23 protein-coding genes and 1 tRNA gene are annotated in these 23,860 nt (G+C 62.8%); 11 read left to right on the plus strand and 13 right to left on the minus strand.

What is annotated here, in order from left to right; genetic code table 11:
* Positions 1-39: 39 nt before the first annotated feature.
* From ABIE45_RS01290 to ABIE45_RS01305, 4 genes are read right to left on the minus strand one after another with little or no spacing between them, the layout of a single operon-like run.
* The gene (locus tag ABIE45_RS01290) at positions 40-864 is read right to left on the minus strand and encodes an FTR1 family protein (RefSeq protein WP_192710126.1); all 825 of its coding nucleotides are present in this window, start codon (positions 862-864) and stop codon (positions 40-42) included.
* 44 nt (positions 865-908) lie between these two features.
* Positions 909-2,342, minus strand: a complete 1,434-nt coding sequence (locus ABIE45_RS01295) for a 4Fe-4S binding protein (protein WP_192710127.1) — start codon at positions 2,340-2,342, stop codon at positions 909-911.
* Positions 2,339-2,683: a cupredoxin domain-containing protein gene (locus ABIE45_RS01300; RefSeq protein WP_373622080.1), complete on the minus strand. Its 345-nt coding sequence runs from the start codon at positions 2,681-2,683 to the stop codon at positions 2,339-2,341. The genes ABIE45_RS01295 and ABIE45_RS01300 overlap by 4 nt, the downstream gene beginning before the upstream one ends.
* 16 nt (positions 2,684-2,699) lie before the next feature.
* Positions 2,700-3,263, minus strand: a complete 564-nt coding sequence (locus ABIE45_RS01305; RefSeq protein WP_373622081.1) for an iron transporter — start codon at positions 3,261-3,263, stop codon at positions 2,700-2,702.
* A gap of 349 nt (positions 3,264-3,612) precedes the next feature.
* On the opposite strand from ABIE45_RS01305, the gene ABIE45_RS01310 reads away from it, so the two are divergent.
* Positions 3,613-5,736, plus strand: a complete 2,124-nt coding sequence (locus tag ABIE45_RS01310; RefSeq protein ID WP_192710129.1) for a carbohydrate porin — start codon at positions 3,613-3,615, stop codon at positions 5,734-5,736.
* Between the two features lie 11 nt (positions 5,737-5,747).
* Here the strand turns inward: ABIE45_RS01310 and lipB are convergent, their stop codons facing one another.
* A complete protein-coding gene (lipB, locus tag ABIE45_RS01315) occupies positions 5,748-6,479 on the minus strand; it encodes a lipoyl(octanoyl) transferase LipB (RefSeq protein ID WP_192710130.1) in 732 nt (243 codons plus the stop codon).
* An 88-nt stretch (positions 6,480-6,567) separates the two neighbouring features.
* Here lipB and ABIE45_RS01320 point away from each other — a divergent pair, with 88 nt between their 5' ends.
* The 4 genes from ABIE45_RS01320 (at position 6,568) to ABIE45_RS01335 (ending at position 9,220) form a co-directional block, all read left to right on the plus strand.
* Positions 6,568-6,873, plus strand: a complete 306-nt coding sequence (locus ABIE45_RS01320) for a FliM/FliN family flagellar motor switch protein (protein ID WP_192710131.1) — start codon at positions 6,568-6,570, stop codon at positions 6,871-6,873.
* A gap of 121 nt (positions 6,874-6,994) precedes the next feature.
* A tRNA-Leu gene (locus ABIE45_RS01325) sits at positions 6,995-7,079 on the plus strand.
* An 83-nt stretch (positions 7,080-7,162) separates the two neighbouring features.
* Positions 7,163-8,482 carry a DUF6538 domain-containing protein gene (locus ABIE45_RS01330; protein WP_373622082.1) on the plus strand — a complete coding sequence of 440 codons (1,320 nt, stop codon included), beginning with the start codon at positions 7,163-7,165 and terminating at the stop codon, positions 8,480-8,482.
* 174 nt (positions 8,483-8,656) lie between these two features.
* Positions 8,657-9,220, plus strand: a complete 564-nt coding sequence (locus ABIE45_RS01335) for a recombinase family protein (RefSeq protein WP_192710132.1) — start codon at positions 8,657-8,659, stop codon at positions 9,218-9,220.
* A 62-nt stretch (positions 9,221-9,282) separates the two neighbouring features.
* Here the strand turns inward: ABIE45_RS01335 and ABIE45_RS01340 are convergent, their stop codons facing one another.
* The 7 genes from ABIE45_RS01340 to ABIE45_RS01370 all read right to left on the minus strand — a co-directional run bounded on the left by ABIE45_RS01340 (position 9,283) and on the right by ABIE45_RS01370 (position 18,514).
* On the minus strand, positions 9,283-9,624 hold the full coding sequence (locus tag ABIE45_RS01340; protein WP_192710133.1) for a hypothetical protein: 342 nt from the start codon (positions 9,622-9,624) through the stop codon (positions 9,283-9,285).
* Positions 9,625-9,955: 331 nt separating this feature from the next.
* Positions 9,956-10,432: a hypothetical protein gene (locus tag ABIE45_RS01345; protein ID WP_192710134.1), complete on the minus strand. Its 477-nt coding sequence runs from the start codon at positions 10,430-10,432 to the stop codon at positions 9,956-9,958.
* A 71-nt stretch (positions 10,433-10,503) separates the two neighbouring features.
* Positions 10,504-10,938 (minus strand): superinfection immunity protein, encoded by a 435-nt coding sequence (locus ABIE45_RS01350; protein ID WP_192710135.1) that lies wholly within the window; start codon positions 10,936-10,938, stop codon positions 10,504-10,506.
* 2 nt (positions 10,939-10,940) lie between these two features.
* The gene (locus tag ABIE45_RS01355) at positions 10,941-11,444 is read right to left on the minus strand and encodes a DUF805 domain-containing protein (protein WP_373622083.1); all 504 of its coding nucleotides are present in this window, start codon (positions 11,442-11,444) and stop codon (positions 10,941-10,943) included.
* A gap of 1,585 nt (positions 11,445-13,029) precedes the next feature.
* Entirely contained in the window at positions 13,030-13,419 is a 390-nt protein-coding gene (locus ABIE45_RS01360) for a hypothetical protein (protein ID WP_192710137.1), read from the minus strand.
* 114 nt (positions 13,420-13,533) lie between these two features.
* The gene (locus tag ABIE45_RS01365) at positions 13,534-16,053 is read right to left on the minus strand and encodes a hypothetical protein (protein WP_192710138.1); all 2,520 of its coding nucleotides are present in this window, start codon (positions 16,051-16,053) and stop codon (positions 13,534-13,536) included.
* An 847-nt stretch (positions 16,054-16,900) separates the two neighbouring features.
* Positions 16,901-18,514 carry a guanylate cyclase gene (locus ABIE45_RS01370; protein ID WP_192710139.1) on the minus strand — a complete coding sequence of 538 codons (1,614 nt, stop codon included), beginning with the start codon at positions 18,512-18,514 and terminating at the stop codon, positions 16,901-16,903.
* On the opposite strand from ABIE45_RS01370, the gene ABIE45_RS01375 reads away from it, so the two are divergent.
* The 6 genes from ABIE45_RS01375 to ABIE45_RS01400 all read left to right on the plus strand — a co-directional run bounded on the left by ABIE45_RS01375 (position 18,411) and on the right by ABIE45_RS01400 (position 23,313).
* Complete coding sequence (locus ABIE45_RS01375) at positions 18,411-19,985, plus strand: OPT family oligopeptide transporter (protein WP_373622084.1); 1,575 nt, start codon at positions 18,411-18,413, stop codon at positions 19,983-19,985. The two genes, ABIE45_RS01370 and ABIE45_RS01375, sit on opposite strands and share 104 nt — an antisense overlap.
* 179 nt (positions 19,986-20,164) lie before the next feature.
* The gene (locus ABIE45_RS01380) at positions 20,165-21,700 is read left to right on the plus strand and encodes a DEAD/DEAH box helicase (protein ID WP_192710140.1); all 1,536 of its coding nucleotides are present in this window, start codon (positions 20,165-20,167) and stop codon (positions 21,698-21,700) included.
* 203 nt (positions 21,701-21,903) lie between these two features.
* A complete protein-coding gene (locus ABIE45_RS01385; protein WP_012320748.1) occupies positions 21,904-22,089 on the plus strand; it encodes a DUF1508 domain-containing protein in 186 nt (61 codons plus the stop codon).
* 192 nt (positions 22,090-22,281) lie between these two features.
* On the plus strand, positions 22,282-22,548 hold the full coding sequence (locus ABIE45_RS01390; protein ID WP_192710141.1) for a hypothetical protein: 267 nt from the start codon (positions 22,282-22,284) through the stop codon (positions 22,546-22,548).
* A gap of 148 nt (positions 22,549-22,696) precedes the next feature.
* Positions 22,697-22,834, plus strand: coding sequence for a hypothetical protein (locus tag ABIE45_RS01395; RefSeq protein WP_175544118.1), 138 nt, complete (start codon positions 22,697-22,699; stop codon positions 22,832-22,834).
* Positions 22,835-22,860: 26 nt separating this feature from the next.
* The gene (locus tag ABIE45_RS01400; RefSeq protein ID WP_192710142.1) at positions 22,861-23,313 is read left to right on the plus strand and encodes an acyl-CoA thioesterase; all 453 of its coding nucleotides are present in this window, start codon (positions 22,861-22,863) and stop codon (positions 23,311-23,313) included.
* Here the strand turns inward: ABIE45_RS01400 and ABIE45_RS01405 are convergent.
* The gene (locus tag ABIE45_RS01405) at positions 23,306-23,845 is read right to left on the minus strand and encodes a superoxide dismutase family protein (RefSeq protein ID WP_192710143.1); all 540 of its coding nucleotides are present in this window, start codon (positions 23,843-23,845) and stop codon (positions 23,306-23,308) included. The two genes, ABIE45_RS01400 and ABIE45_RS01405, sit on opposite strands and share 8 nt — an antisense overlap.
* Between the last annotated feature and the right edge of the window lie 15 nt (positions 23,846-23,860).

Below are 23,860 nucleotides of genomic sequence, written 5' to 3' on the forward strand. Positions count from 1 at the left end.
GACCCGGGCCGCGTGTCGGCGGCCCGGAATCCCGGCGCCCTAGGCCGTCCGCACGGCGCGGCGCTTGTCGGCGGCGCTCCACTGCATCAGGCCGACCATGACCACGATCGTGGCGACGTAGACGAGCCCCTGCAGGGCGGTCGGCCGGTCGGTGTAGCCCACGAGGGCGTGCAGGACGCGGCCCGGCCAGGAATTCTCGGCAATCAGCCCGGAGCTGTTCCACAGGGTGTGGCCGAGGACGTCGACCACGCCCGCGTTGGACAGGAACTGGGCGGCCTGCGCGGCGAGCCCGGCAGCCAGGAAGATGATCAGCACGCTCGTCACCGAGAACACGTAGCGGCTCGGGATCGAGGCGAGGCCGAGATAGGTCACCGCCGAAAGGAGCACGCCCGCCCCGATGCCCGCAACGGCGCCGAACTGGATGTCTGCCCCGGAGGTGCCGGACGCCACGAGGCCGTACAGGAACAGGACCAGCTCGGCGCCCTCGCGCAGGATCGCGGCGCCGATCACGATGGAGAGGGCGGCAGCCTCGCGCTCGCCCGAGCGCACCGCCTCACCGGCCGCGCGCAGCTCGCCCGCCAGCTCCTTGCCGTGCTTGCTCATCCAGGTGTTGTGCCAGATCAGCAGCAGCACCGCGACGATCAGCACCGCGGCGTTGAGGATGTCCTGGCCGTTGCCCTCGAACGCGTCGGAGATCTTCTCGGCGAACAAGGCGACGAGGCCGGCGCCCGCGAGCCCGCCGGCGACCCCGAGCAGCACCCAGCGCATCCGTCCGGGGATGCCCCGGGTCGCCGCCAGCACGATGGAGATGATGAGGCCCGCCTCGATGACTTCGCGGAAGGCGATGACGAAGGCGCCGATCATGGCGGTCTCCAGGGGTTAGAGGATTCGGGGGTGCGCCGGCCGCGCTACCAGACCCAGAACAGCAGCACCCAGTTCGCCACCGACAGCGCGGCCGCACCGGCGATGCAGGCCGAGGCCGCGATCCGGCGGAACCCGCCGGCGCTGAGGCCGGCCACCCGCCAGGCGAGCCAGACGCTCCAGAGGCTCGCACCGGCGAGCAGGCCGGCACGGATCTCCGCCACGTACGGGATCACGATGCCGTCGCCGCGCAGGAACGTGACGGTGAGCGCGGAGAGCCCCAGGAAGACGCCGCAGCCCGCGACCGGGATCAGCGTCTGGGTCAGGTGGTGGAAGCGCCGGAGCGACCAGCCGCCGAGGAGGCGCGTGGCGAGCGCCACGATCGCCGACAGGACGAGCCCGAGAATCACCGTCGCTGCGCTGATATAGGCCAGGAGCAGCGCGCCATCGAGCAGGGTCATCACGTCGTTGCGGTCGGGATAGTTCGTGAGCACGAACCAGGGCGCGGAATGCTCCAGAGGCCACGTCGTCCCGTGCTCGATCAGCCACGTGGCCGCCCATTGCTTGGCATCGACGTACCAGGGGCTCGATGACCACTGGAACGCGCCCACCGCCAGCGCCAGCATGCCGAACAGGATCAGCATCGTCTGGTCGAGGCTGGGCTCCTCGCCGGCCACGTGGACGATCTCATGGTTCGGCGAGCGCAAAGCGAGGTGCACCGCGCCGCGATGATTGCTGCAGCGGCCGCACATGTGGCAGGCACCGGCCCCGCGCATCGCCTTGACCGGCACGAGCGGCGCACAGTTGAAGGCTTCCGTGCCCCGGGCGGGCTTCGGCGAGGCCGCCCAGGCGGCGCGGTCGACCTGGAAGCTCACCGGGGCGAGCTTCGACAGCACCGCGAACACGCCGTTCACCGGGCACAGATAGCGGCACCAGACCCGCTTGTTGCGCCCGTAGAGCAGGCCGACCGCGATTGCCGCGAGGGTCGAGCCGCCGAGCACCGCGAGGACCGGCTTCGGATAGCCGTACACGCTGGTCATCTGCCCGTAGACCGTGGTGCCGGCGAATGCCAGGAACGGCCAACCCTGCCAAGTGATCCAGCGCGGCACCGCGTAGCCGCGGCTCCAGCGGCTCGCGAACTCGCTCAGCGCCCCCTCGGGGCAGAGCACGCCGCACCACGCCCGGCCGACCAGCACCATGCTGACCAGCACGAAGGGCCACCAGATCCCCCAGAAGGCGAACTGCGCGGCGAGCGTCAGGTTGGTCCAGATGTGGGCGGCGTTGCCGGGCAGCGGCAGAAGCGCCGGGACGATCACCAGCACCGCGTAGACGCCGACGATCAGCCACTGGATGGCCCGGATGATCCAGCCGTGACGGCGCAGCCCGTCGCCGAACCGGGCGAGCCGCGCGTCGAGCACCGCCCGGCGCGACGAGACGCGGGGCAGCGTGAGGGAGCCTGGCGCTGTCGTCGACGCGCTCATTTGGCCACCAGGGTCGCCTTCGCCTCCGGGTGGAAGTCGTCGAACACCTGGTAGGTCCCGGCGTCGAGGGTGCGGAACACGATCGCCGAGGTCGATCCGGCGGCCAGCGCCTTCTCGCGCTTGAGCTCCGTGCTCTCGAACTCCACCGGCGACTGGCCGGTGTTCGAGATCTCCAGCTTGAACCGTGTGTTGGCCGGCACCTCGATGACCGTCGGCAGGATCACCCCGTCGCGCATCTCGACCTTGATCACCGGCATGTCGTCCGCGCGCGCGGACGTCGCCGCGGCAGCGGCGAGCAGCAGGCCGGCGAATCGGACGTGACGGAACAGACGGGACGGCACAGGCAGCTCCGGATTCTCAGTAGGCGCCCTTCTTGCCGACACCGGCGAACGTGAAGTCCTGAGTCACGTCGAAGGGCTCGAACCAGGGACCGACACCGGTCTCCTTATCGACGTGACGCCCGAAATGGCTGTCCTTGCCGGGCGGCGCCACCGTGACCTTGAGACGGTAGCGGCCGGGGCCGAACAGCTTGACGTTGTCGCCGTAATGCGGCCCGTCATTGGCCACCATCGGCATCAGCATGCCGGAGACCTTCTGGTCCGTGGGCTTGTCGCCGTCGAGCTTCACCGCCTCGAAGCGCACTTCGAGCGCCGGCACCCAATCGCCCTCCGCGAAGCCGTTGCGATTGTCCTTCGCGGCCCGGATATCCGTCTCGAGGTGGATGTCCGACTGCGCGGCCTCGCGCATCATGCCGGGCGGATCCATCTCGATCGGCTGCAGATAGACCGCGGCGACCTCCAGGCCGTTCCGGGTCACGTGCGGTCCGATCGGCACCTCCTTGGCCACAGCGGCGCCCGTGACCGCGAGAAGGGAGGCCGCGGCGAATCCGCGGAGGGCCAGGACGACGTTCGAAGCGCGCATGCTCCCGCACATAAGCCCTCGCGCGCGAAGTTCAAACAGGAATCGCGCCGCATCAAATAATAACAATTCTAATCTGAAGACACCGCCGCCGCATTATGATGTATTGCGTGGTCTTTCGCCGGGATCATAGGAATTATCGGCGATCCTCACGAAGAAATTCGACGTTCCACAGCCACTCGGATCTTGACCAAGAGACGGAACCGGGGATCGTCATCGCACTGCCATGCGGGGAACCGAGAATGCATCCCGGCGCAGGAAAATCGCGAGCGGCCAGGGTGCGACCGCGGATCACGGCTTGCACGGGGCCGCACGCCGATTTAGCAAGTGCTATATTCCTGCTGCGAATCCCATGACCATCTCTTTCGTGCCCCTGGCCAGCGCCGCAGCGCTCGTGCTGACCCTGTCCCTCCTCGCACGCGAGGCGGCGGCGGCGGACCTCGCCGCACCGCGCCCGCCCGCGGAGGCGGCCCGCTACGCCGATTGGTCGGGCGGCTATCTCGGTCTTGAGGGCAGCGCGGGCGGCTCCTACGGGGCCTACAGCTTCGGCCCGACCACCATCGGCGGCCGTTCCATCCCGCCCTTCAAGAGCGGCGACTCCACCGGCCGCAGCGATCAGGGGCGGGATGCCACCACCGCGGTCGGTGGCGCCTTCGGCGGCTGGAACTGGCAGACCGGACCGTGGGTCTACGGCGTCGAGGCCAGCCTCGATGTGGCGAACCTGAAGCGTCCCGTCCCGTCGACCATCGCGGGCTTCGGCTACGGGGACGTGGATCCGGCCTTCAACATCGTGCGCGCCAAGACCGATCTGTACGGGAGCCTGCGGGCGCGGATCGGCTACAGCTTCGACCGCTACCTGATCTACGGAAGCTTCGGGCTCACGGGCGCCAACGCCCGCATCCTGGCGAACTACCCGGATCTCGACACGGGTGGCCAGAACACGGCCCGGCGGAACCTCGGCTATGTCGGCTTCACCCTGGGCGCGGGCGTGCAATACGCCATCTCCGACACTCTCGCCCTGGGCATCGACTACCGCTACATCGACCTCGGCGGCAGCCGGCGCTTCCCGCTGGGCACGGTGCCCGGCGACGCGGGCGGACCGGTAACGACCCGGGCGAGCTTCACCTCGAACCAGATGTTCGCGCGGCTGATGTGGTTCCCGGACGGGCTGAAGGTGCCGCCGGACCCCGACGAGACCGCGCCGCACGATCCCGACAACGGCGATACCGGCCGCTTCTCTCTGCACGGACAGACCACTCTGATCGCGCAGGGCGTGCCGGGCTTCCGCTCACCCTACGCGGGCGCGCAGAGCCTGGTCCCGCATCAGGCCCGGCAGACGACCACGGCCACGATCTTCCTCGGGCTGAAGCTCACCGACAGCACCGAGGTCTACTACAACCCCGAATTCAGCCAGGGCTTCGGCCTGTCCCGGACCCTGGGCGTCGCCGGCTTCGTCAACGGCGAGGCGCAGAAGGCCGGCGCCCCGTTTCCGAAGCTGCGCTCGAACCGCTACTACGTGAAGCAGACCTTCGGTCTCGGCGGCGAGACCGTGGAGGTGCCGGACGGCCCGAACCAGGTCGCCACCCGCTACGATGCCGAGCGGATCACGCTCATCGCCGGCAAGTTCGCCCTCGGCGACTTCTTCGACGGCAACGTCTACGCACACGATCCCCGCGTCGACTTCTTCAACTGGTCGCTCTGGGGCTCCTCGGCCTGGGACTTCCCGGCCAACCTTCCGGGCTTCACGCAAGGCGTCTACGCCGAGTACAACCGGCCGGAATTCGCGATCCGCGCCGCCTACACGCAGGTGCCCAAGGAGCCGTCGAGCGACGTGCTCGACCCGCGCGTGTTCCGGCGCGCCGGCCTGAACGCCGAGTTCGAGCAGCGCTACGTGCTCCCCTGGCTGGAGCAGCCGGGCAAGCTGCGCTTCGGACTGTTCTCGAATGTCGGCGTCTCGGCCAACAACCGGGAGGTCGTCACCCTGACGCAGCTCGGCGCGTTCGACGACATCAACGACGCGGTCGCGGCGACACGGCGCCCGCGCCGCAAGACCGGCGGCTACATCAACCTGGAGCAGGCGCTGACGCCCGAACTCGGGCTGTTCGCCCGGGCGAGCCTGAACGACGGGCGCACCGAGAACATCTCCTTCACCGACATCGACCAGAGCTTTTCCGGTGGCCTGTCGCTGAAGGGCAAGGCCTGGGACCGGCCGGACGACACGGTCGGGATCGGCGCGGCGATGAACGGGCTCTCGCCCTCGCACCGGGCCGCCTTCGCGGCGGGCTATTACGGGCTGCTGATCGGCGACGGCCGGCTGAACTACGGCACCGAGCGGGCGCTGGAGACCTACTACGCTCTGAACCTGACCAAGTTCGTGACCCTGACCTTCGACTACCAGTTCATCGACAATCCCGGCTACAACCGCGACCGCGGGCCGGCGCATTTCTTCGCCTCGCGGCTCCACGCGGATTTCTGATCGCGGCCCGGTCAGTCCGCCGCCTCGATCACCGTCGATCCGAAGATATCCTCGAAGGCGGCCCGGAGTTGCATGTCGACCTCGGCCATGCTCACCGGCAGGCCGAGGTCCACCAAGCTTGTCACCCCGTGCTCCCGCACGCCGCAGGGCACGATCCCGTCGAAATGCGTGAGATCGGGCTCGACGTTCAGGCTGATGCCGTGGAAGCTGACCCAGCGGCGGACCCGGATGCCGATCGCCGCGATCTTGTCCTCGACGCCGGGGCCCTTCTCGGGGCGGCGCACCCAGACGCCGACCCGGTCCTCCCGACGCTCGGCGCGGACATTGAAGGCGGCGAGCGTCTCGATCAGCCACGCCTCCAGGCTCGCCACATAGGCGCGCAGGTCGCGGCTGCGCCGGTCGAGGTCGAGCATCACGTAGGCGACCCGCTGACCCGGGCCGTGATAGGTGTACTGCCCGCCGCGCCCGGTGGCGTGAACCGGAAATCGATCCGTCGCCACGAGATCCTCGGACCGGGCCGAGGTCCCGGCCGTGTAGAGCGGTGGGTGCTCCAGCAGCCAGACGCATTCCGACACCGCGCCGCGGGCGATCGCCTCCGCCCGCGCCTCCATCCAGGCGAGCGCGGGCGCGTAGTCCACCGGCGCGTCACTCACGCGCCAGCCCACCGGCCCGGCGACCGGATCGGAGCCGGGCCGCTTCGGGAAGGCGTGCGGACTGACCGTGAGGCGGGGCGCGTTTACCAAGGGTTCACCATCCTGCGTCGATGATCGAAGCCTTCAACATTCGCGGCCGGCGCTGGCAAGGACCGGCCGCGAGACGGGATGGCGCGCGGTGGCGGTCTTCGAGACCCTCAAGGTCGATCTGACGGTGGTGCTGGGCCGCGCGCGCATGCCGCTGCACATGCTGCTGCGCATGGGCCGCGGCGCCGTGATCGAGCTGGAGGCCAGCGACAGCGACATGGTCGAGATCCTGGCCAACGATCACCCGATCGCCCGCGGCCAGATCGTGGTGACCGGCGACCGCATCTCCGTCGAGGTGACGGAACTGATCCGCAAGGCAGCCTCGATCGTGGAGCCCGGCATCAGCATCGGCGACGGCGCGACCCCTTTCCTGGACGGCGGCTACGATTCCCCGTGAGCGGAGCGCTTGTCGGCGGCGGATCGATCTGTTATCCGCTGCGCCGCGCGACACGAAAGCGGCCCCGGGTTCTCCCGCGGGGCGCGACGGTCGGGCAAGCGGACCGGTCTTCGCGTCCGATGCGGCCATGGCGGAATTGGTAGACGCGCTAGCTTGAGGTGCTAGTCCCGCGAGGGGTGGAGGTTCGAGTCCTCTTGGCCGCACCAACCTTTTCTTGACTGACGAGAAGAGGTTAGAAGCTGAACGATAGGGTGAAGGCGACCGACTCTCACACAGCGGTCCCACACTATTGTCCCTCAGAATCGCCCGGCCATGGAAGGACCCTAAGACAGGGGTCTACCATCTACGCCAACGAACACCCGCCGATCTTGTCGCACGGTTAAAGGGTCAGACCGTCTCGCTTCCTATTGGCGAGGTTTGGGCGTCCGTTACCGTAGGCTCTATCGTCCAGGCGTCGCTCAGGACCAAGGAGCCACGTGAAGCACGGCTCAGGCATTCGATAGCCGATGGTGCTCTTAAACGGATCTGGAACATCGAACGCGGGTGTGACCAATCCAGCACACCGATTGAAGTGTGTGTGGTAGCTGTCCCCTCCCCTGATCCGTACCGCAATCCAACCGTAGCCCCCTCCCCCGCCACGATCACCGACCGCACCCTGACTGTGGGGGAGCTGTTCGAACGATGGGCCTCGGATCGCGCGGACAAGCGGGCACCTAACACGATCAAGCGTTATCGTGGGAGCATCCGTTCATTCGACGCCTTCATTGGAGGGCGCGACATTCGGGCTCTTACCGAGGATGATGTGTTCGCATGGGCTGTGCGCCGACGTGACGTGGAAGGCATCAGCCCACGGGCGATCAACAAGAACGATCTGGTAGCCGTCAGTTCGGTGCTCCGGTGGGGTGCCGGTCGCGCCTCCGGTCGGATCCTATCGTCCAACCCGGCGGCCGGCATATCCCTGGATGAGCCTAGGATTGCCCCACAGCGGGAGCGAACGTTCCGTGAGGATGAGATAGCGGCCATCCTGTCGGCTGCCCTCGCCGTTCAGCCTGATCCTCGGAATCCGACCTTATCCCATGCCAAACGTTGGTGCCCTTGGCTGGCAGCCTACTCCGGGGCGCGTATCGCCGAACTGACTCATTTGGAACAGCGGGATATTCGGACGGAGGCCGGGATCACGGTGATGGTTCTGAGGGTCACGAAGACGGGCGAACTCCGAACCGTACCCATCCATTCCCATCTCCTCGAACAGGGCTTCCTCGCGTTCGTGAAATCGTGCGGCCCCGGTCCGCTATTCTTCGATCCAACCAGACACGGGAAGCGGTCCCTGACTTCTCCGGGTGAACTGAGAGGGCACAAGGTCGGCAAGTGGGTCCGAGCCACCGTCAAGCTAGATCCGGGAGTCGATCCCAATCACGGTTGGCGGCATACTTGGAAGACGCGCGCACTTGGAGCCGGCATCGAAGAACGCCTACGGGACGCGATCACCGGCCATCGTGTTGCATCTGTAGGGCGACGATACGAGACGCCGACGACTGCGATGCTATCGGGCGCTATGGGCCGCTTCCCCCGCTACCGTGTCGAGACCATCTTGGCGGACAGACCATAGCGAAAGCCTGATCCGGCGCTCCCGAGAGAATACGGATAGCAACGGGCAGATTGTAGGCGGTAGCACCATCCAATGATCCGAAGCCGCGCCGTAGCCGTCGGGGATCGTGTTCGGATGCACTCGCTATTATCTCTCCATCCTCGAGAACGGCGCAATGAGACAGTCGGCGCACTGATGGCTACCTATGGCTACGCTCGCGTGAGTGCATCATCTCAGAGTTTGGTCATTCAGCAAGAGGCGTTGAAAGCCTCAGGTTGCGATGTCATCCGATCTGAAAAGGCAACGGGCACGAAGCTGGAAGGTCGGACCGAACTGGAAACAATCATACAGTTCGTGCGGGCCGGGGACTCAATAACTGTTACACGGATCGACCGCCTTGCCAGATCGGTGGGAGACCTTGCCTCTATCGTGTCTCGGCTAGAGGCGAAGGGCGTTTCCCTGAGGGTCCTTGAACAGCCCGTGGACACATCCAGTGCGGCAGGGCGGTGTTTTTTGCAGATGCTTGGTGTTTTCGCCGAGTTTGAGACAGCCATCCGACGCGAACGGCAGATGGAAGGCGTAGCTAAGGCCAAGGCCGAGGGTGTCTACAAGGGCCGCAAACCCACCATCGACGTTGAACGGATCAAGGCGTTGGCGGCACAGGGAATGGGAGCCACAGCCATAGCGCGCGAACTGAACGTCGCCCGGGCATCTGTCTATCGCCTACTGAACGGTTCCTCGCCTTCAACCCCGCAATAGGAAGCTCACTGACGGGCGCTGGACTACCGGGACGCATAGGGCTGTAGGATCACGCAAGGGGCCTACAGAGCGACGATTTCGAAATCTACGCCGCTATGCTCCCACGTGGCGTCCCATTCCCCGCCATCCTCAAAACGGAAGCCTAAGCACAGGGCCCAATCCAGCCAATCGGTCGCTTCCATCCAATCGTAAAACTGAGTCGTATCCGTGAACACCCGGTCGAACGTTAGCTGGAACTCCGCATAGGCCGATATGGTGGGAAGGGGGCCATTATCGAAACTGACTGACGACAACTCGATAGCCTGGGCGTGGATCGCCCGCTCAGGATGCAGCAACCCGTTCTCGCGATGCTCCGACTCAGGTTCGATCCTAGCGTAGAGCAACGGTTCGATAGCGCGCCTCACGAAGGCCCATTGATCCTTCGGCCAAGATCTACGCCTACCCCGATCCTTCCATAGCTGTACGCATTGGGTGAGAGCAGGAGGGACGATGGATGCAGGATCCTCCGTAAGGTCCGGAGATCCGTTTTTGAGCCGAACGATGACCGTATGGACGTGCATATCGGGATTGTAGCACAAAACAAGTTGGGAAAGATGTTGGCTGTAGAGCTGAGAACACCCAAAAAACGAACGTTCGAAGCGTCAGGCCACAGATAACCCACTGCGGAGAAGCACGAACAAGCGATCGGCCACATTGAGACAATGACCGATCACCTTGCCGCTTCTTAAGGCGATTTCAAAGTGCATTCAGGGCGCGGGACCGAACGACTTCCATTACCCGGTTGTAATCCCGCTTTGAAAGGAACGCCTGGACGATGCGCACTTTCTTGCCTTGACGGTCATGAACTGAAAACGCCTGCTGTTCTTGGTCAATGTGACGAATGTCTCTATAAGCTATAGTTCTGAACGAACGGGTAACAGGGCTTTGCACCGTAAGTTCCTCCTCGGTGAGGATTAGTTTTGCCGCAGGCAGAAACCCAATCAGCGCCGCGCTAGCGAATAGAACAAGTCCGGCCCACCACAGACCGATCATGATCGCTGTCGGGATGATGACTGGAAGATGAGTGGACCAGAGATGCCATTCAACCCGGCCGGAGGTCATATCGTTGTAAGCGAACAACATACCGACTACGAGAATCGGACCAGCGAGCATAAACATCGGGCCCGCACCATACTTAAACTTCTCGCCGGCAACCTGAGCTGTTGACGCCATAGATCTCGTTCCTTTCGAGTGATTGCTGCTAAGGGGTTAGAGCCTTCTAATCCTGCCGACGTAAAGCAATGTCAGAGAATGCTATTCTTCATCCTCAAAAACTCAGCCTCTGATAACATTCCTTCTTTGTGGAGAGCCATCAAACGTTCAAGCTTCGATATTTTGTTCAACAAGCTGTCGCTTGGAGCATCAGCCGAATAGGGAAGCGCCATACTACGGACCGCAACATCAACACGTCTTACGTCGTTCGCGAATAGATTTAGGCCCGATTCCCCGCCGTGCGAGCCGCCGACTTGCTTAGTTCTATGGAAGGATCGCAACGACCATAGCATTAGCAGGAACCATCCAAACAAAGTCACGCCGAATATAACATTCAAGACAAGTATCAGCCATCTATTTGGGTGATTTTTGACGAATGCGACGATCGACGGCGCGGCGTAGACAGCAAATATGAGAGCGCAAGCCACACATACGACGAATATAAATGCTGCGCTCTCATTTGACATGATTAAGCTCGGCCAAAAACTTGCGACTTCATCGCCGCGAACTCTGCATCGTTAAGGTGTCCGGCCGCCTTCAAGCTGGATAGCCGTTCTATCTCTTTGATGGCATCAAACCGTGGTGCGATGCCATCTACTGCCATCGAGCTGGCACCAAAGCCCTCATCTCGGAGAGAGGCGGTTTGACCCAGCGGATCGGACCCAAAGCGGTTAGATCCGATAGTGCCGCGCGAAACAGAGAACACGAAAAGCGGGATTAATCCGACGATCGTGAAAGCGGCGAAATACCACCATCCTGACCTATCAGTGTCGTGCAGCCTCCTAACAAACACGGACAAAGATGGCAGGATGTGCAATAGCTGGACTAACCCCAAGACTATTCCAGGGTTTCCACTATTTGACCCATTGAATCCGCGCATAAAGCCGGAGATAAAGCCGTCGATAAACCCCGCTGCAAAGCACAGACAAACATAAACTAAGATATACCACCAGTATTCAAGATCGGGACGCACGACCTTGGAAAGTCGCGTAGTTAGACATTGCTCTCAAATAATATTTCATTTTTTCCTCTCAGACCATATCTAGAGTATGATGTAAGCCCACGAGCTTAACATCAGGTTGACTTGAAGGTCGGCGTATTTGGTTTGATGGGCCTTACGTCCGGCACCCTTCCCAGAATCTGGTGCTATGCAGTCGCAGTTTAGGGATAGCACTATTAACGATCACGACGTCGCAATCGCCGAGGCGCAAACACCATCGCTGCCTACCCGCCCAATAAGCATGACATACCTGCTACTTGCAGCTGATTGTTTCGAGGCTTGCATTCGCACGGAGGGATCGTTGCAATGGCGTTGTCACTCGATGGGTTGAATCAACAATATAGGATCGCCAAGTGAGTTCTTGGAAAGATCGATCCTTATGCGAGTGTTTTCGCCGTCCGAGTCCAGAACGGTGAACCGGCATGATATTTTGAACGGCTCCTTTGACATTGCAATGGTCCGGGGGTCACTGAGATCAACCATCGAAAGTCCAGCGTTTTTATACGCCTCTATTTTATTCGCACTCGTCATAAGTCCTCTGCGGAAAGCGACGTCACTGCAAATGTCAGTAGCTGCACTTTGAGCTTGGGCGCTTATGCATATTCCAGCAAGGAAGAACATTCCTGCTAACGTATTCTTTGTCGACATTCCGACCCTCACCTATTTTGCGAAGGCTATCATGATGATCAAAGCTTTCCAAAAAGTTGGTCTGGCATGATGCTGCATCGCGCTATGCCTAACAAAAGCAGACAACCATAGAGCTTTTTTGCGAAAACAAATGAACGCGGTGAAAGCTATGAGCTGCCGTTTCGGGGGCGACTAGAAGCTCTGAGCTGAAAACGGACGCTACAAAGCTGCCGTGGCTAACCGCATACCAGGGGCTCCGAATGAGGCCACCCTGCAAAGCTGTCTTAGCGATCAGGTTGAGAGGCAATGGATCGAAGGAAGATCCTGAGGCGGGCAGAAGGCAACGAAAGGCGCAGGAGGCGTTAGGTGCCGTTACAAGCGCCGTGGTGAGCACCGAAAAGGAATGGTCGGTTCCGATGCTTCCACTGTCGGTTAGGCGGCCCTCAACGTCGCCCGGCTCTCATGGCAACGAGGGTTCCTGAGCCGTTCTTCCAGCATGGCTAGCTTTCCGACCTTCTGATCACGTTCGATGGCGATAAGGTAGCGTGAGAGAGTGACCGCCCTTGAGGCTGCGGATCAAAGCCGATCAAGAGGGAGGGGTTGGGGACGACCAAGACAATCTGCCAGGACCGCTCATATGATCCTCATTGTGGGTCATCCCCTTCCTATTTAGCCTGCCTGATACACCGTAGCAGGACCTTGACGCCCTAGGATCAGTCTACGCTACCTCAGGGATGACAAGGCGATCCAATGGTGGCCGGGGCCTATGGCGATAACTGTTGTGACCCCCGACCCATGACGGCCCCCGAACTCGCTTCGCTGCGGTCGGCGTATGATCCCGGAGGACAAACAGGGCCATAAGGCACTACGGGCGCTCCTGAGCGATCCTGAGGGCATCGTGGATGGTGGCACCCTCAGGAGCATTGTTAGATCATGCTGCCAGATCGTACGACCAGCCATCCTCCTGAGTTTGAAAGAGGTTTCCCATCAGGGCTTCATATTGGACGCGCGTTTCCCTTCGATCTAGCAGGATCAGATGGCGTGCAAGGATGAGAGCTTCGAAGATCATCGCCATGTGTTTCGGCTTGACCCGGCGATTATCATCGAGATAGTGTTCGATGTCGCGAGCTACCTCATCCAGCTCATACGAGATACGCCTGTATTCTTTTGCTTTCTCGCCGGCATAAAGGTAGTAACGACGATCTGATTCATTCGCCGCTCTGAACAGCATCATACGCAAAACATGTGTAATATCGCTACTCGCGTTCCATTGTATGTCGCGGAAATCTTCTGAGATGAGATTATAGTTGGGATTTATCATTAGGATCATGTCCGTAAGTATGGGGATTTTTGTGAAACGTGAGATGGTGCCGGCCAAAGTGTCAATACTTTTTCCATGCGCCCTCTCAACAGATGAGCAGATTGTGCAGAAAAACTAAGCGGCGCTGCTTGTAAGATGTCTACTCCTGTAATTTTTGAGGTCATTCATCAGTCGGTCGGCCTGTTTGAGTCTATCCGTCGGCGAACTGGCCGTCTTTGCAGCAAAGCTCAACTGTTCCCACATCAGGTCTAGAGGAAGGCGCAAGTCCCGTAGACGCTCATAGATGCGGAACATGGCATCATGACCATTCCCCGGGAGTGTGCCGGTAGAGAACCGTTCTCGCATCGCTTCTTCGATACCGCTTCTCTGATGGTCCGTGATGGTGTGGGCCTCATCCGCATAACTGTTATTGTATGTGACATTCTGCGGTTCCGGTTCCTCAATGGGCGGCAGGGATAGGAGCCACTGATTCACGTCCAGTGGTGTCCTTCCTGGGCCTGAGTGATGGTTGAAGAAGCTGTGCCCGGATGGTGAGCGACATGGAAGATGAAAGAGGGAGTAAGCGCCCCTCTTGCTCATATCGATGCCGTGCCTCTTACGGTTGCCTCCTATGCTGAAACGGTCGCTTTCGCCTTCGCTTCCGCTCCCGTTCGGCTTCGCCGGTCCCTTGTTCTCCCCTCGATATCCCGCATCCTCAATGGCCTGGATAAGAGCCTGGATGATCGCGGTATACTCAGGAATCAGCATGGGCCGGGTGGTTGGAAAGTAAGCCCGATAACGAATTTCAGAATGAGAGTTGCTATAGGTTGAGTATGTGACCATTTGTAAGTCTTTGAATATTTCTGCAAGATCCTCGGGTCTTAGTTCACTCTTGTCGAAGTCCAGCACGATACCGGAAGCGAAGACGACGTTGAGCTTGCCTCGCTTTCCCTTGCCGACCCATAGCGGATTATAGAACGCCGGGGACACCAGTGGAACGTCGTCTTTCTTCGGATATGACTTCTTGCTTTCCTTCTTCAACCAACCGATATAAGAGTTCTCCTTCTTGGCTATTACCTCTCCGCTGCTTCTTTTCAGTGCCTCGAACCAAGTGGATCGATAGTGGATGACGAAATGATCTATATATAAGGTACTATCGTCGCCATCTGAGTCATGAAAGAAAGCGACGCTCTCCATCATGTCCACGCCGATTCGATCTATAAACTCACTGATCTGTCGTGCTTTGTTTTTACTGTTATTCCGCGATTGGTTCTTCCGATCATTGTCACATTTGAACAGCCCGGGCCTTCCACTGTTGCCGGCCGGAGGCTGATTGAGCGCCAGCGAAATACATGATGACCCCTCAAATATGCGAGACAACCACTCCGCATGACTCCGAGACGGAACCACCCATATGCGTTCACGGCTCATATCACCGTCCCGCATCGAAGTTCGGCTGATTGCTTGATAGATATTGTGACAAGCGAATGAGATCACCTGCTTGTCGCGTGAGAACTTGTATCTGTCTGCGAGAAACTTACCAGCCGCAGGGGAGTAGTTCATTGCTGGAACGACAATTGCGTGGTCGATATGCCGGTACTTGTTCAACCCGTGTGATCGTCCCGAAATCATACAACTGTTATTCGACTTCGATAGTGCGCTTGCGTCTTTAATGTCATTGTTCTCCAAACTGATGTGTTGGCGATCATCCATAACCTTCTTTGCAGAGGCTATAAATCCATCGTACCAAGCCATGTTCTTGTTGCGAGATGCCTTGGAGAAATTACGCTCTAAACCCCAATAAATTTTGGTCTGTTCATATCCGGTATGTTTGCTGAACCTAAGTCGGGTCGTGAGAGCGGTATCTTCTTCCCAAGTCACTCCCTCAGACTTCCACAGATGATAGTGCAAGCTCTCTTGGAAGCGTGCCGAGAAAACAGTTGCGCCACCAAAGGCCGAGACCAGACGGGGATGTAGAACTGAAATGCAATATAGTTTCCTTTTCTTTCCTTTACCTCCTACAAGTCGGTCGTACTCCCTTTTAGGCGTGAAGCAATCGTAATAAGGATTAATGATCTTCTCCGCAGTGGACTTGATAAGCTCTCTGTAGGCATCCTTGTTTCGATTCTCAACGATTGCAGTCAGCGCCGTATCATTGATCGGCATTAGACGTGCGTATGCTGTACCATCAACCGTTGCCTTTAGATGATCGGTGAACAACTGATGGCTGTCGTGAAGGTTTAGTTCGGCCGGATGAAAAACATCTAACGTCTCGTCAATGTAACAATGCCATTCGTCAAGATCCAAATCAGCCGACAAGTTGCAAAGGGTGGCATGACAGATAGCGACGACCCGGCCAGAGCCTAGCGATGTATCCAGCAACGCTCTTTCAACGTCGACGCGGATAGATCCCTTGCTTCCAAGCCGCTCTCGTTTCGAATGGTAGACTTCTAGAGGTACCCCGGGAAACAGCGAGGCTAAGCGGCTCTGGTATTCGTCACAAGCGTCCGTGGATGGGCCGACTATTAGTGACTTTAGTCCTTCGAGAAATCGTCTTCCGGCTTCTTCTAGTATCACGCCGGTCTTATTGCTGGATGTTGGTCCAGACACAAATTTCAAAATCATATCGTTACTTACTAAGTATGCACGCAACATGACGGCCCCGCCTTTGTCGGAGCGTTGATAATGAGCGGCAATGCGGGAATAGGCTCAAGCAATCGCTCGAGCCGCGAATTTACCTGCTATCGTTTGTCAGGCATACCGTTGTTATACACTGATATTAGGTGGTTGTCAAGTATATATTTGAAGTTGTATATTGATCAACTTGAGATTTCTGTTTTGAATAACTGTTATATACTGAGTCAATCAGAAATCTTGCGCCGTCATTCTGGTCAAATATCGTCGCGGTTATTTGGTTGCCGTCGCGGGCGATGGCAGGATCGCCCCTCTGCGTCGTCTCTAAGGGTATAACAATTGTCGGTATTGGTCGATCGAAACGTTGATATCCTAAGTTTCCTGAGATAAGCGGCTTCTATTGCTATCATGCTACCGATTTTGGCCAACGGTGCTCCGGCAATGTGCCTCGAATGTCTCAGACAAGCTTACGACCGCAACTGTTCCGGTGGCATCCAAGAGAGGCGACATACCCTTGAAATAACTATTATCGGCCTCCGTGGCTTCCATTTGAATGATAGACGTAGGTTTCCCTTGACGATCACACAAGACTCTCACACAACACGGGTCCCTGGTTGTCCGTCTCTTCGTCGTTTTAGCTTCTGATTGATAGTAGGTGTAGGGTCGAGTCCTCTTGGCCGCACCAACCTTTTCTTGAACATTCAGAAGAGGTCGGGGCGAAACGGTGTGACGGATGCGCTCGGCTGCCAGGCAGCGGCCCCGTCCATGATCTCTCGGAATGATGCGCCTGAGCGGCCCAACCGCGATGATGAAGGCGCGGGCCGGTTCTTCTGAACCCGCGCGCGACGCGTCGGGATCGGGCGCTCGTTCAATCCGTCGAGCCCTCGGGCAGCCCGGCCATCCGCGCCCCTTCGACGATATGCGCATATTCCTTCATGAACGTCGGATTTCGTGAGTAGTCGGCATTGGCCAGCGTATGCACCGTGTACCCGGGCATGAGCTTGAGGACGTTGTCGATCGCGTCCTTCGCCTGCTCCTTGTGACCCAGCCACGCATGCGCCACGGCCAGATCGATATACGCAAAGAAGTACGGCGTGTGCCCGACGGATCGGTTGCACCACCTGATGGCCTCCTCCCAATGCTTCAAATGGGTGTGGGCATGACAGATATAATACTCCCACGCGTTCAGGAGCGGATCCTTCGGGCTCAGACGGATTGCCTTCTCGACATGCCCGAACGTCTTGTCGGCGTTTCCGTCCCAGAGATTGATGATTCCGGCAAGCGCGTGCGCGATCGCCATGTTCGGATCGTATTCGACAGCGACCGCGATCTCCCGCAGCCCCAGCGCGAAATCCTTCGTCGCACGAAGGACCTCTGCCTTCACGTAATGGGCCATCAAGCTTTGTGGATTCGCCGCGAGACCTTCATCCGCGAGCTGTAAGGCGAGCCGGGAATCGGCAGCAACATTCTTGCTGACCCGCGTGTTGACGGCTTGCGCTATGGCTCGCGCGAGGCCGATCTTGGCTTGAGGATTGTTTTTGTCGATCTTCAAGCTCTGCTCGAACTTGTCGCGCGCCTCCAGCGTATTGGCGGGCGTTCGCGGCCTGTTCATGGCCGCCCAGCCGAGCATATTCAGGTCGGCGGCTGTCGGATTGAGCGAGCCCTCCCTCAGGATCCTCAATCCTTCGGCTTGACTGAGCTGGATATCCAGCGATCGCGCGAGTCTCGCAACGAACTCGGCCTGAAGCTCTCCCAATCGGCTCCGCTCACCGTCGAACCGGTCGGCCCAGATGTGCGCGCCCGTCTCGGTTGATACGAGCTGCGCATTCAGATCCACATGATCTCCGGTGCGCCGAACGCTCCCTTCCAGGGCGTACCGGACACCCAGATCACGACCGAGCTGTTTCACGTCGACAGCCTTGCCCTTGTAGGTGAAGGCCGTGTTGCGCGCGATCACGAAGCTGCCGGCGAGGTGCGACAGGTCTGTGGTCAGGTCTTCGGTCAATCCATCGGCGAAAAAATCCTGCTCCGGATCGTTGCTCAGGTTGGCGAACGGCAGCACCACGATCGAGAGCGGCGGCAGCGGCTTCGGGGGCAGACCGTTCTGGACGGCGAGCGTCTGCTCCGGCCTCGGGGCGGCGTGAGGCCAGAGAGACCAGACCGTACCGCCCGCGACGACGAGGATCGCGGCGCCCGCGAGGCAAGCCCCTGCGGCAACACCGAGACCACGGCGCGACCGCGTCGCCGCGGCAGGAGTCGGAAGCGGAACTCCGCCGGTTGCGGCGGACGGCTCGTCCGCGTCGTCCTCCTCATCGTCGGGCGGCGCCAAGGTCTGGACGGCCTGCGCGGAGAGGGCGAAGACGCCGATCGGGCGCGCGATGTTCTTCAGATCCAGGCTGCGGATCCTCGCCTGGAACGGCCTGGTCTCGGCGGGCTTCGCGGCGCTCGCGCAGACCCGGCTCGTCCTCGACAGTGCCGGCACGTGGTTCCGGGTCGGAGCCGGCGCCACAGGGATCGCCGGCAACCTATCCTTCGCGCTGATCGGCGTCGGCCACCTCGTCGGGCCCTCGGTCGGGGCCGCGATGGCCCTGGGGCTGGCGATCGCCTGGGGCGGGCTGATCCCGCTCCTCACGGCCGAGCAGCCGCTGCCGGACGTGGGCCTGGAAGAGTGGGTCGGCACGGTCTTCCGCCAGGATGTGCGCTTCTTCGGTGCCGGCGTGATGGGCGTTGCGGCGATCTGGACGCTGGTCCGGATCGCCGGCCCGGTCCTGGGTGGCATCCGCTCGGCGCTCGCCGCCAGGCGCGCCCGAAGGGCGGGTGAGGTGCTCGCCCTCGAGGAGCGCGACCTGCCGGTCTCCGCGGTCATCGCGGTTGCCCTCGCCCTGCTCGCGCCGATCGGCTGGCTGCTGTGGAGCGTGCTGGCCGGAACGCCGCTGGAGGGGCAGGCCCTGCCGCTGATCGCCGGCGCGCTGCTGTTCATCCTCGTGGTCGGGCTCGGCGTGGCGTCGGTGACCGGCTACATGGCCGGCCTGATCGGCGCGTCGAACTCCCCCCTGTCGGGCGTCGGAATCCTGGCCGTCCTGGCGAGCGCGGCGCTGCTGCTGGGTCTGTTCGGCCGCACGGCGGATCCGCAGAGCACCCGGGCGCTGGTCGCCTACGCCCTGGCGGTCACCGGCATCGTGTTCGGCGTCGCCACCATCGCGAACGACAACCTCCAGGATCTCAAGACCGGCCAGCTCGTCGGCGCGACACCCTGGAAGCAGCAGGTTGCCCTGATCGTCGGCGTGGCCTTCGGCTCGGTGATCATCCCGCCGGTCCTGAACCTCCTCGGGGCGAGCTTCGGCTTCGCGGGGGCGCCCGGGGCGGGTCCGAACGCGCTCGCGGCGCCGCAGGCCGGGCTGATCTCCGCCCTGGCGCGGGGCGTGCTGACCGGCGACGCCAACTGGCGCATGCTGGGTTGGGGCGCGGCCGCGGGGCTGGGCCTCGTCGCGCTGGATGCGGGACTCGGCCGCCTGAAGGCCCTGCGCCTGCCGCCGCTCGCGGTCGCGCTCGGGATCTACCTGCCGATGAAGCTGGTGCTGCCGCTGGTGGCGGGCGCCGTGATCGGCACAGTCTACGACCGCTGGGCCCGGTGCCGGCCCGATCCCGGGCGGGCCCTGCGCATGGGCGCGCTCACGGCGAGGGGTCATCGTCGGCGAGAGCCTCTGGGGCGTCGCATTCGCGCTGATCGTCTACCTGTCGGGCGACGAGGCGCCCCTGGCGGTGACCGCCGGCGCGAATCCGGCCCCGGCGGTCGCGGCCGGCCTGCTGCTGTTCGCGGGGTCAGGCGCGGCCCTGTATCACTACGCGCGGCGTTCGGCCTGACGGCGCCGCAACCCGGCTCTGCATTGACTTCGCAGGCGCACACGGTCATATCGGCGGTGCAGCGTCAGCGGCCGTCATGGCCCGCTTGAGGGGGCTGCGTGACGGATCGGGCGCCTTCCGGCGTGATCCGGCCCCCCTCTTCATAACGTGCATGCACCCGGGCCGCCCCATCACGCGGGCTGCCCCCTGCCAACGGACCGGCTCCCCAAGCGGTATCGCTCGCAGTCTCGCGACGCGCCCGGCCGGCCCTGCTGCATCGGATACATCCTTGACCCAATTCACCGATTTCGGCCTCGCCCAGCCCGTGCTGCGGGCGCTCAGCGAAGCCGGCTACGTCGCACCGACGCCGATCCAGGCCCAGGCGATCCCGCCGGCCATGACGGGCCGCGACCTCTGCGGCATCGCCCAGACCGGCACCGGCAAGACTGCGGCCTTCGCGCTGCCGATCCTGCACCGCCTGTCGCTCTCGGACCGCCGCGCCCCGCGCCGCGGCTGCCGGGTGCTGGTGCTCTCGCCGACCCGCGAGCTCGCCAACCAGATCGCCGAATCCTTCTCGGATTACGGCCGTCACCTGTCTTACACCACCACGGTGGTGTTCGGCGGCGTCACCATCAGCCGCCAGGAGCGGGCGCTCGCACCGGGCGTCGACATCCTGGTCGCCACGCCGGGCCGCCTGATCGACCTGATCGAGCGTCGGTCCCTGACGCTCGACGGCGTCGAGATCTTGGTCCTCGACGAGGCCGACCAGATGCTCGATCTCGGCTTCATCCACGCGCTCAAGCGCATCGTGAAGATGCTGCCGGAGAAGCGCCAGAGCCTGTTCTTCTCGGCCACGATGCCGAAGAACATCGCGGGGCTCGCCGCGCAGTACCTCAAGGACCCCGTCCAGGTCGCCGTGACGCCCGTCGCCACGACGGCCGAGCGGGTCGAGCAGCAGGTGATCTTCGTCCATACCGGCGCCAAGCAGGCGCTGCTGGGCCATATCCTGCGCGATCCGGCGATCGAGCGCGTCCTCGTCTTCACCCGCACCAAGCACGGGGCGGACCGGGTCGTGCGCGGCCTCGACAAGGTCGGCATCGCGGCGGCGGCGATCCACGGCAACAAGAGCCAGCCGCAGCGCGAGCGGGCGCTCGCCGCCTTCAAGGACGGCACCTGCCGGGTTCTGGTCGCCACCGACATCGCCGCCCGCGGCATCGACGTCGAGGGCGTGAGCCACGTGGTCAATTTCGACCTGCCGAACATTCCCGAGAGCTACGTCCACCGGATCGGCCGCACCGCCCGCGCCGGCGCGGACGGCCTCGCCATCTCGTTCTGCAACGACGAGGAAAAGGCCTACCTGCGCGACATCGAGCGCGTGACCCGGCAGAAGGTGCCGGTCGCGGGCTTCCCCGAGGGCTTCAACCCGCCGTCGCGCCAGGAAGCCGCCGAGATCGCCCGCGAGGAGGAGCGCCGCCCCGAGCGGCAGCAGCGCCCCGGCGGCGGTCGCCAGGGCCAGCGGCCCCGTCAGCAGCAGGGCCGTCCCCAGCAGGGCCAGCCCGGTGGCGGCCGCGGATTCGGCGGCCAGGGCGCGCCCCGTCAGGGCCGCCCCCAGGAGGGTCGGGCCGATGGCCGCGGCCACGCTCCGCAGCACGCCCCGCAGGGACGTGAGACCCGCGCGGACCGGCCCGCCCGGCCGCAGGGTGAGCGCCCGAACCAGGGCCGTCCGAACCGGGACGGCCGGCCCCAGCGCGCGGATGCCCGTCCACGCAGCGGCGGCAGCGAGGGCCGCAGCATCGGCTGGCTGGAGCGGGCGCCCCGCTCCTGAGGGCTGACGACACCGCACGCGATCACGAAGCCGCCCGGGACGAGGCCGTCCCGGGCGGCTTTCTCTTTGTGGGTCGCTCGAGAGCTCCCATGAGGCAACCCGCCTCGAAGGGCATCCCGTGTTCCGGCCGGAAGCTGCCCGCTCTCTTTTCACGGCAGGCCGGTCGACCCATCTCCTCCCGGATTTCACAGGGAGCCTGCACCATGCGGTTCGAACTCTACCGGGACGCGAAGGGCGAATGGCGCTGGCGCCTGCGGGCCCGCAACGGCGAGGTGATCGCGGAATCGGGCGAGGGCTATGTCCGCCGCGAGGATTGCGAGCACGGCATCGCGCTCGTGCGCCAGAGCGCAGAGGCCCGCATTGAGGACATGACGACCAAGATCGCCTGATCTGCGGGGATCGGCCGAGTCTCAATACGAGCCAAGCCTCAACCCACGATCAACCCTGTCCGAAACGTCGCAGCAGTTAAGCTGCAACGCTTCAGCTCGCCCGTGCGTTGCAGCGGTTCGAACCGCGCGGAGGTCCTCGCGTCCCGTGCGGTTCGTCGTCCGAGACGCAGTCACACGAAGGGAGTCGAGACCGTGCTGAGGAAATTCCTGCTCGCGGCCCTGCTGGTGCTGGGCTTCGCGGCCGCGGCACCGCAGGGAGCGTCCGCCGCCCCCATCGGTCCTGGGCTTGCCCTGCCGGCCGGCGCCGCACCCGCTGTCACCGAGAAGGCCCAGTACTACTACCGCCGTCGCTTCTACGGCCCGCGCCCCTACTGGCGCCGTCCGTACTACGGCCGCCGGTTCTATGGCCCGCGTCCCTACTGGCGCCGCCCGTATTACGGCCGCCGGTTCTACTACTAAGCGCCTGCTGGCTTGACCGGCCCGGCGGCTCCCTTGAGCCGCCGGGCTTTTTCATATCGTGATTCGGGATGCGCGGACGGCGCGCCTGCTTTATTGTGCAGGGGATGGGACAGGCCACGGCAGATTGGCTCACCCGGGAGGACGCCAGATGAACGATATCGCGCAACGCGCCGAGCCGGCGGCGGCGACGCCGGACCTCTGGCAATCCATCCCGCTCGAATGCATTCTGAGCGCGGTCGCGGTTCTGCTGGCGGCGGGATTGAAGCTCGCCGGCCTGCTGTCCTGACGGCGCGACGCGGGCGGATGGACGGCATGGAGCACGTCGGACCCTCAGCGGCCGGAGGTATCCCGGTGCCGCAGGATATCGGTACGCCCCAAGGCGACCTGACAGTGCGCACCATCGCCATGCCGGCCGATACCAACGCCAACGGCGACATCTTCGGCGGCTGGGTTCTCTCGCAGATGGATCAGGCCGGCGGCATCGCCGGCGTCGACCGGGCCCAGGGCCGGGTCGTGACCGTGTCGCTCAACGCCATGACCTTCATCCGGCCGGTCCGCGTGGGCGACGTCCTGTGCGTCTACACCCGGGTGTCCCATGTGGGCCGCACCTCGATGAAGATCGAGGTCGAGGCCTGGGCGCGGCGCTTCTGCACCCAGGTCCGCGAGCGCGTGACCCAGGCCACCTTCACGTTCGTGGCGATCGACGAGTCCGGCCGCCCGCGGCCGATCCCGCCGGCGGTGCCCTCACCCCGCGCGGCTACTTGATCACCCCGCAGGCGACCCGGTCCCCGGCACCGCCGATCGGCTGGGTCGTGTGATCGTCCTCGTTGGCGTGGATGATCAGCGCCGATCCGTCGCCGTCCTTGAGGCCGCCCTCGCCGTTCAGGGGCGTCTCGCTCGACACCTCGGCCTGGGCCGAGCCGTCCTGGCCGACATAGAGGTTCGGCAGGTCGCCCTCGTCGGGGCCCTCCGCGTTCAGCAGGCCGTGCTTGCTCTGGTCGTGGTTCACATGCGCCTTGGAATTCATGAACTTCGGATCCGAGCAGTCGCCCACGGCGTGGAAGTGCATGCCGTGCCAGCCGGGGGGCAGGCCGCCGGGCTGGATCGCGACGCGCAGCACCAGCGCGTTCGCGCCGTCGCGGATCGCCAGCCGCCCGATCGTGTCGCCCTTGGCATTCTTGATCGGGGCCTCGTAGGTCTCGGCCGCCTTGGCGGCTTCCTTCGGGGGCTCCTGCGCGAGGGCGCCGCTCGCGGCGAAGGTCCCGAGCAATGCGAGCAGCGGCAGGGTGCGGGTCATGCGGTGGCTCTCCTG

Source organism: Methylobacterium sp. OAE515 (assembly GCF_041806315.1).
GTDB lineage: Bacteria > Pseudomonadota > Alphaproteobacteria > Rhizobiales > Beijerinckiaceae > Methylobacterium > Methylobacterium tardum.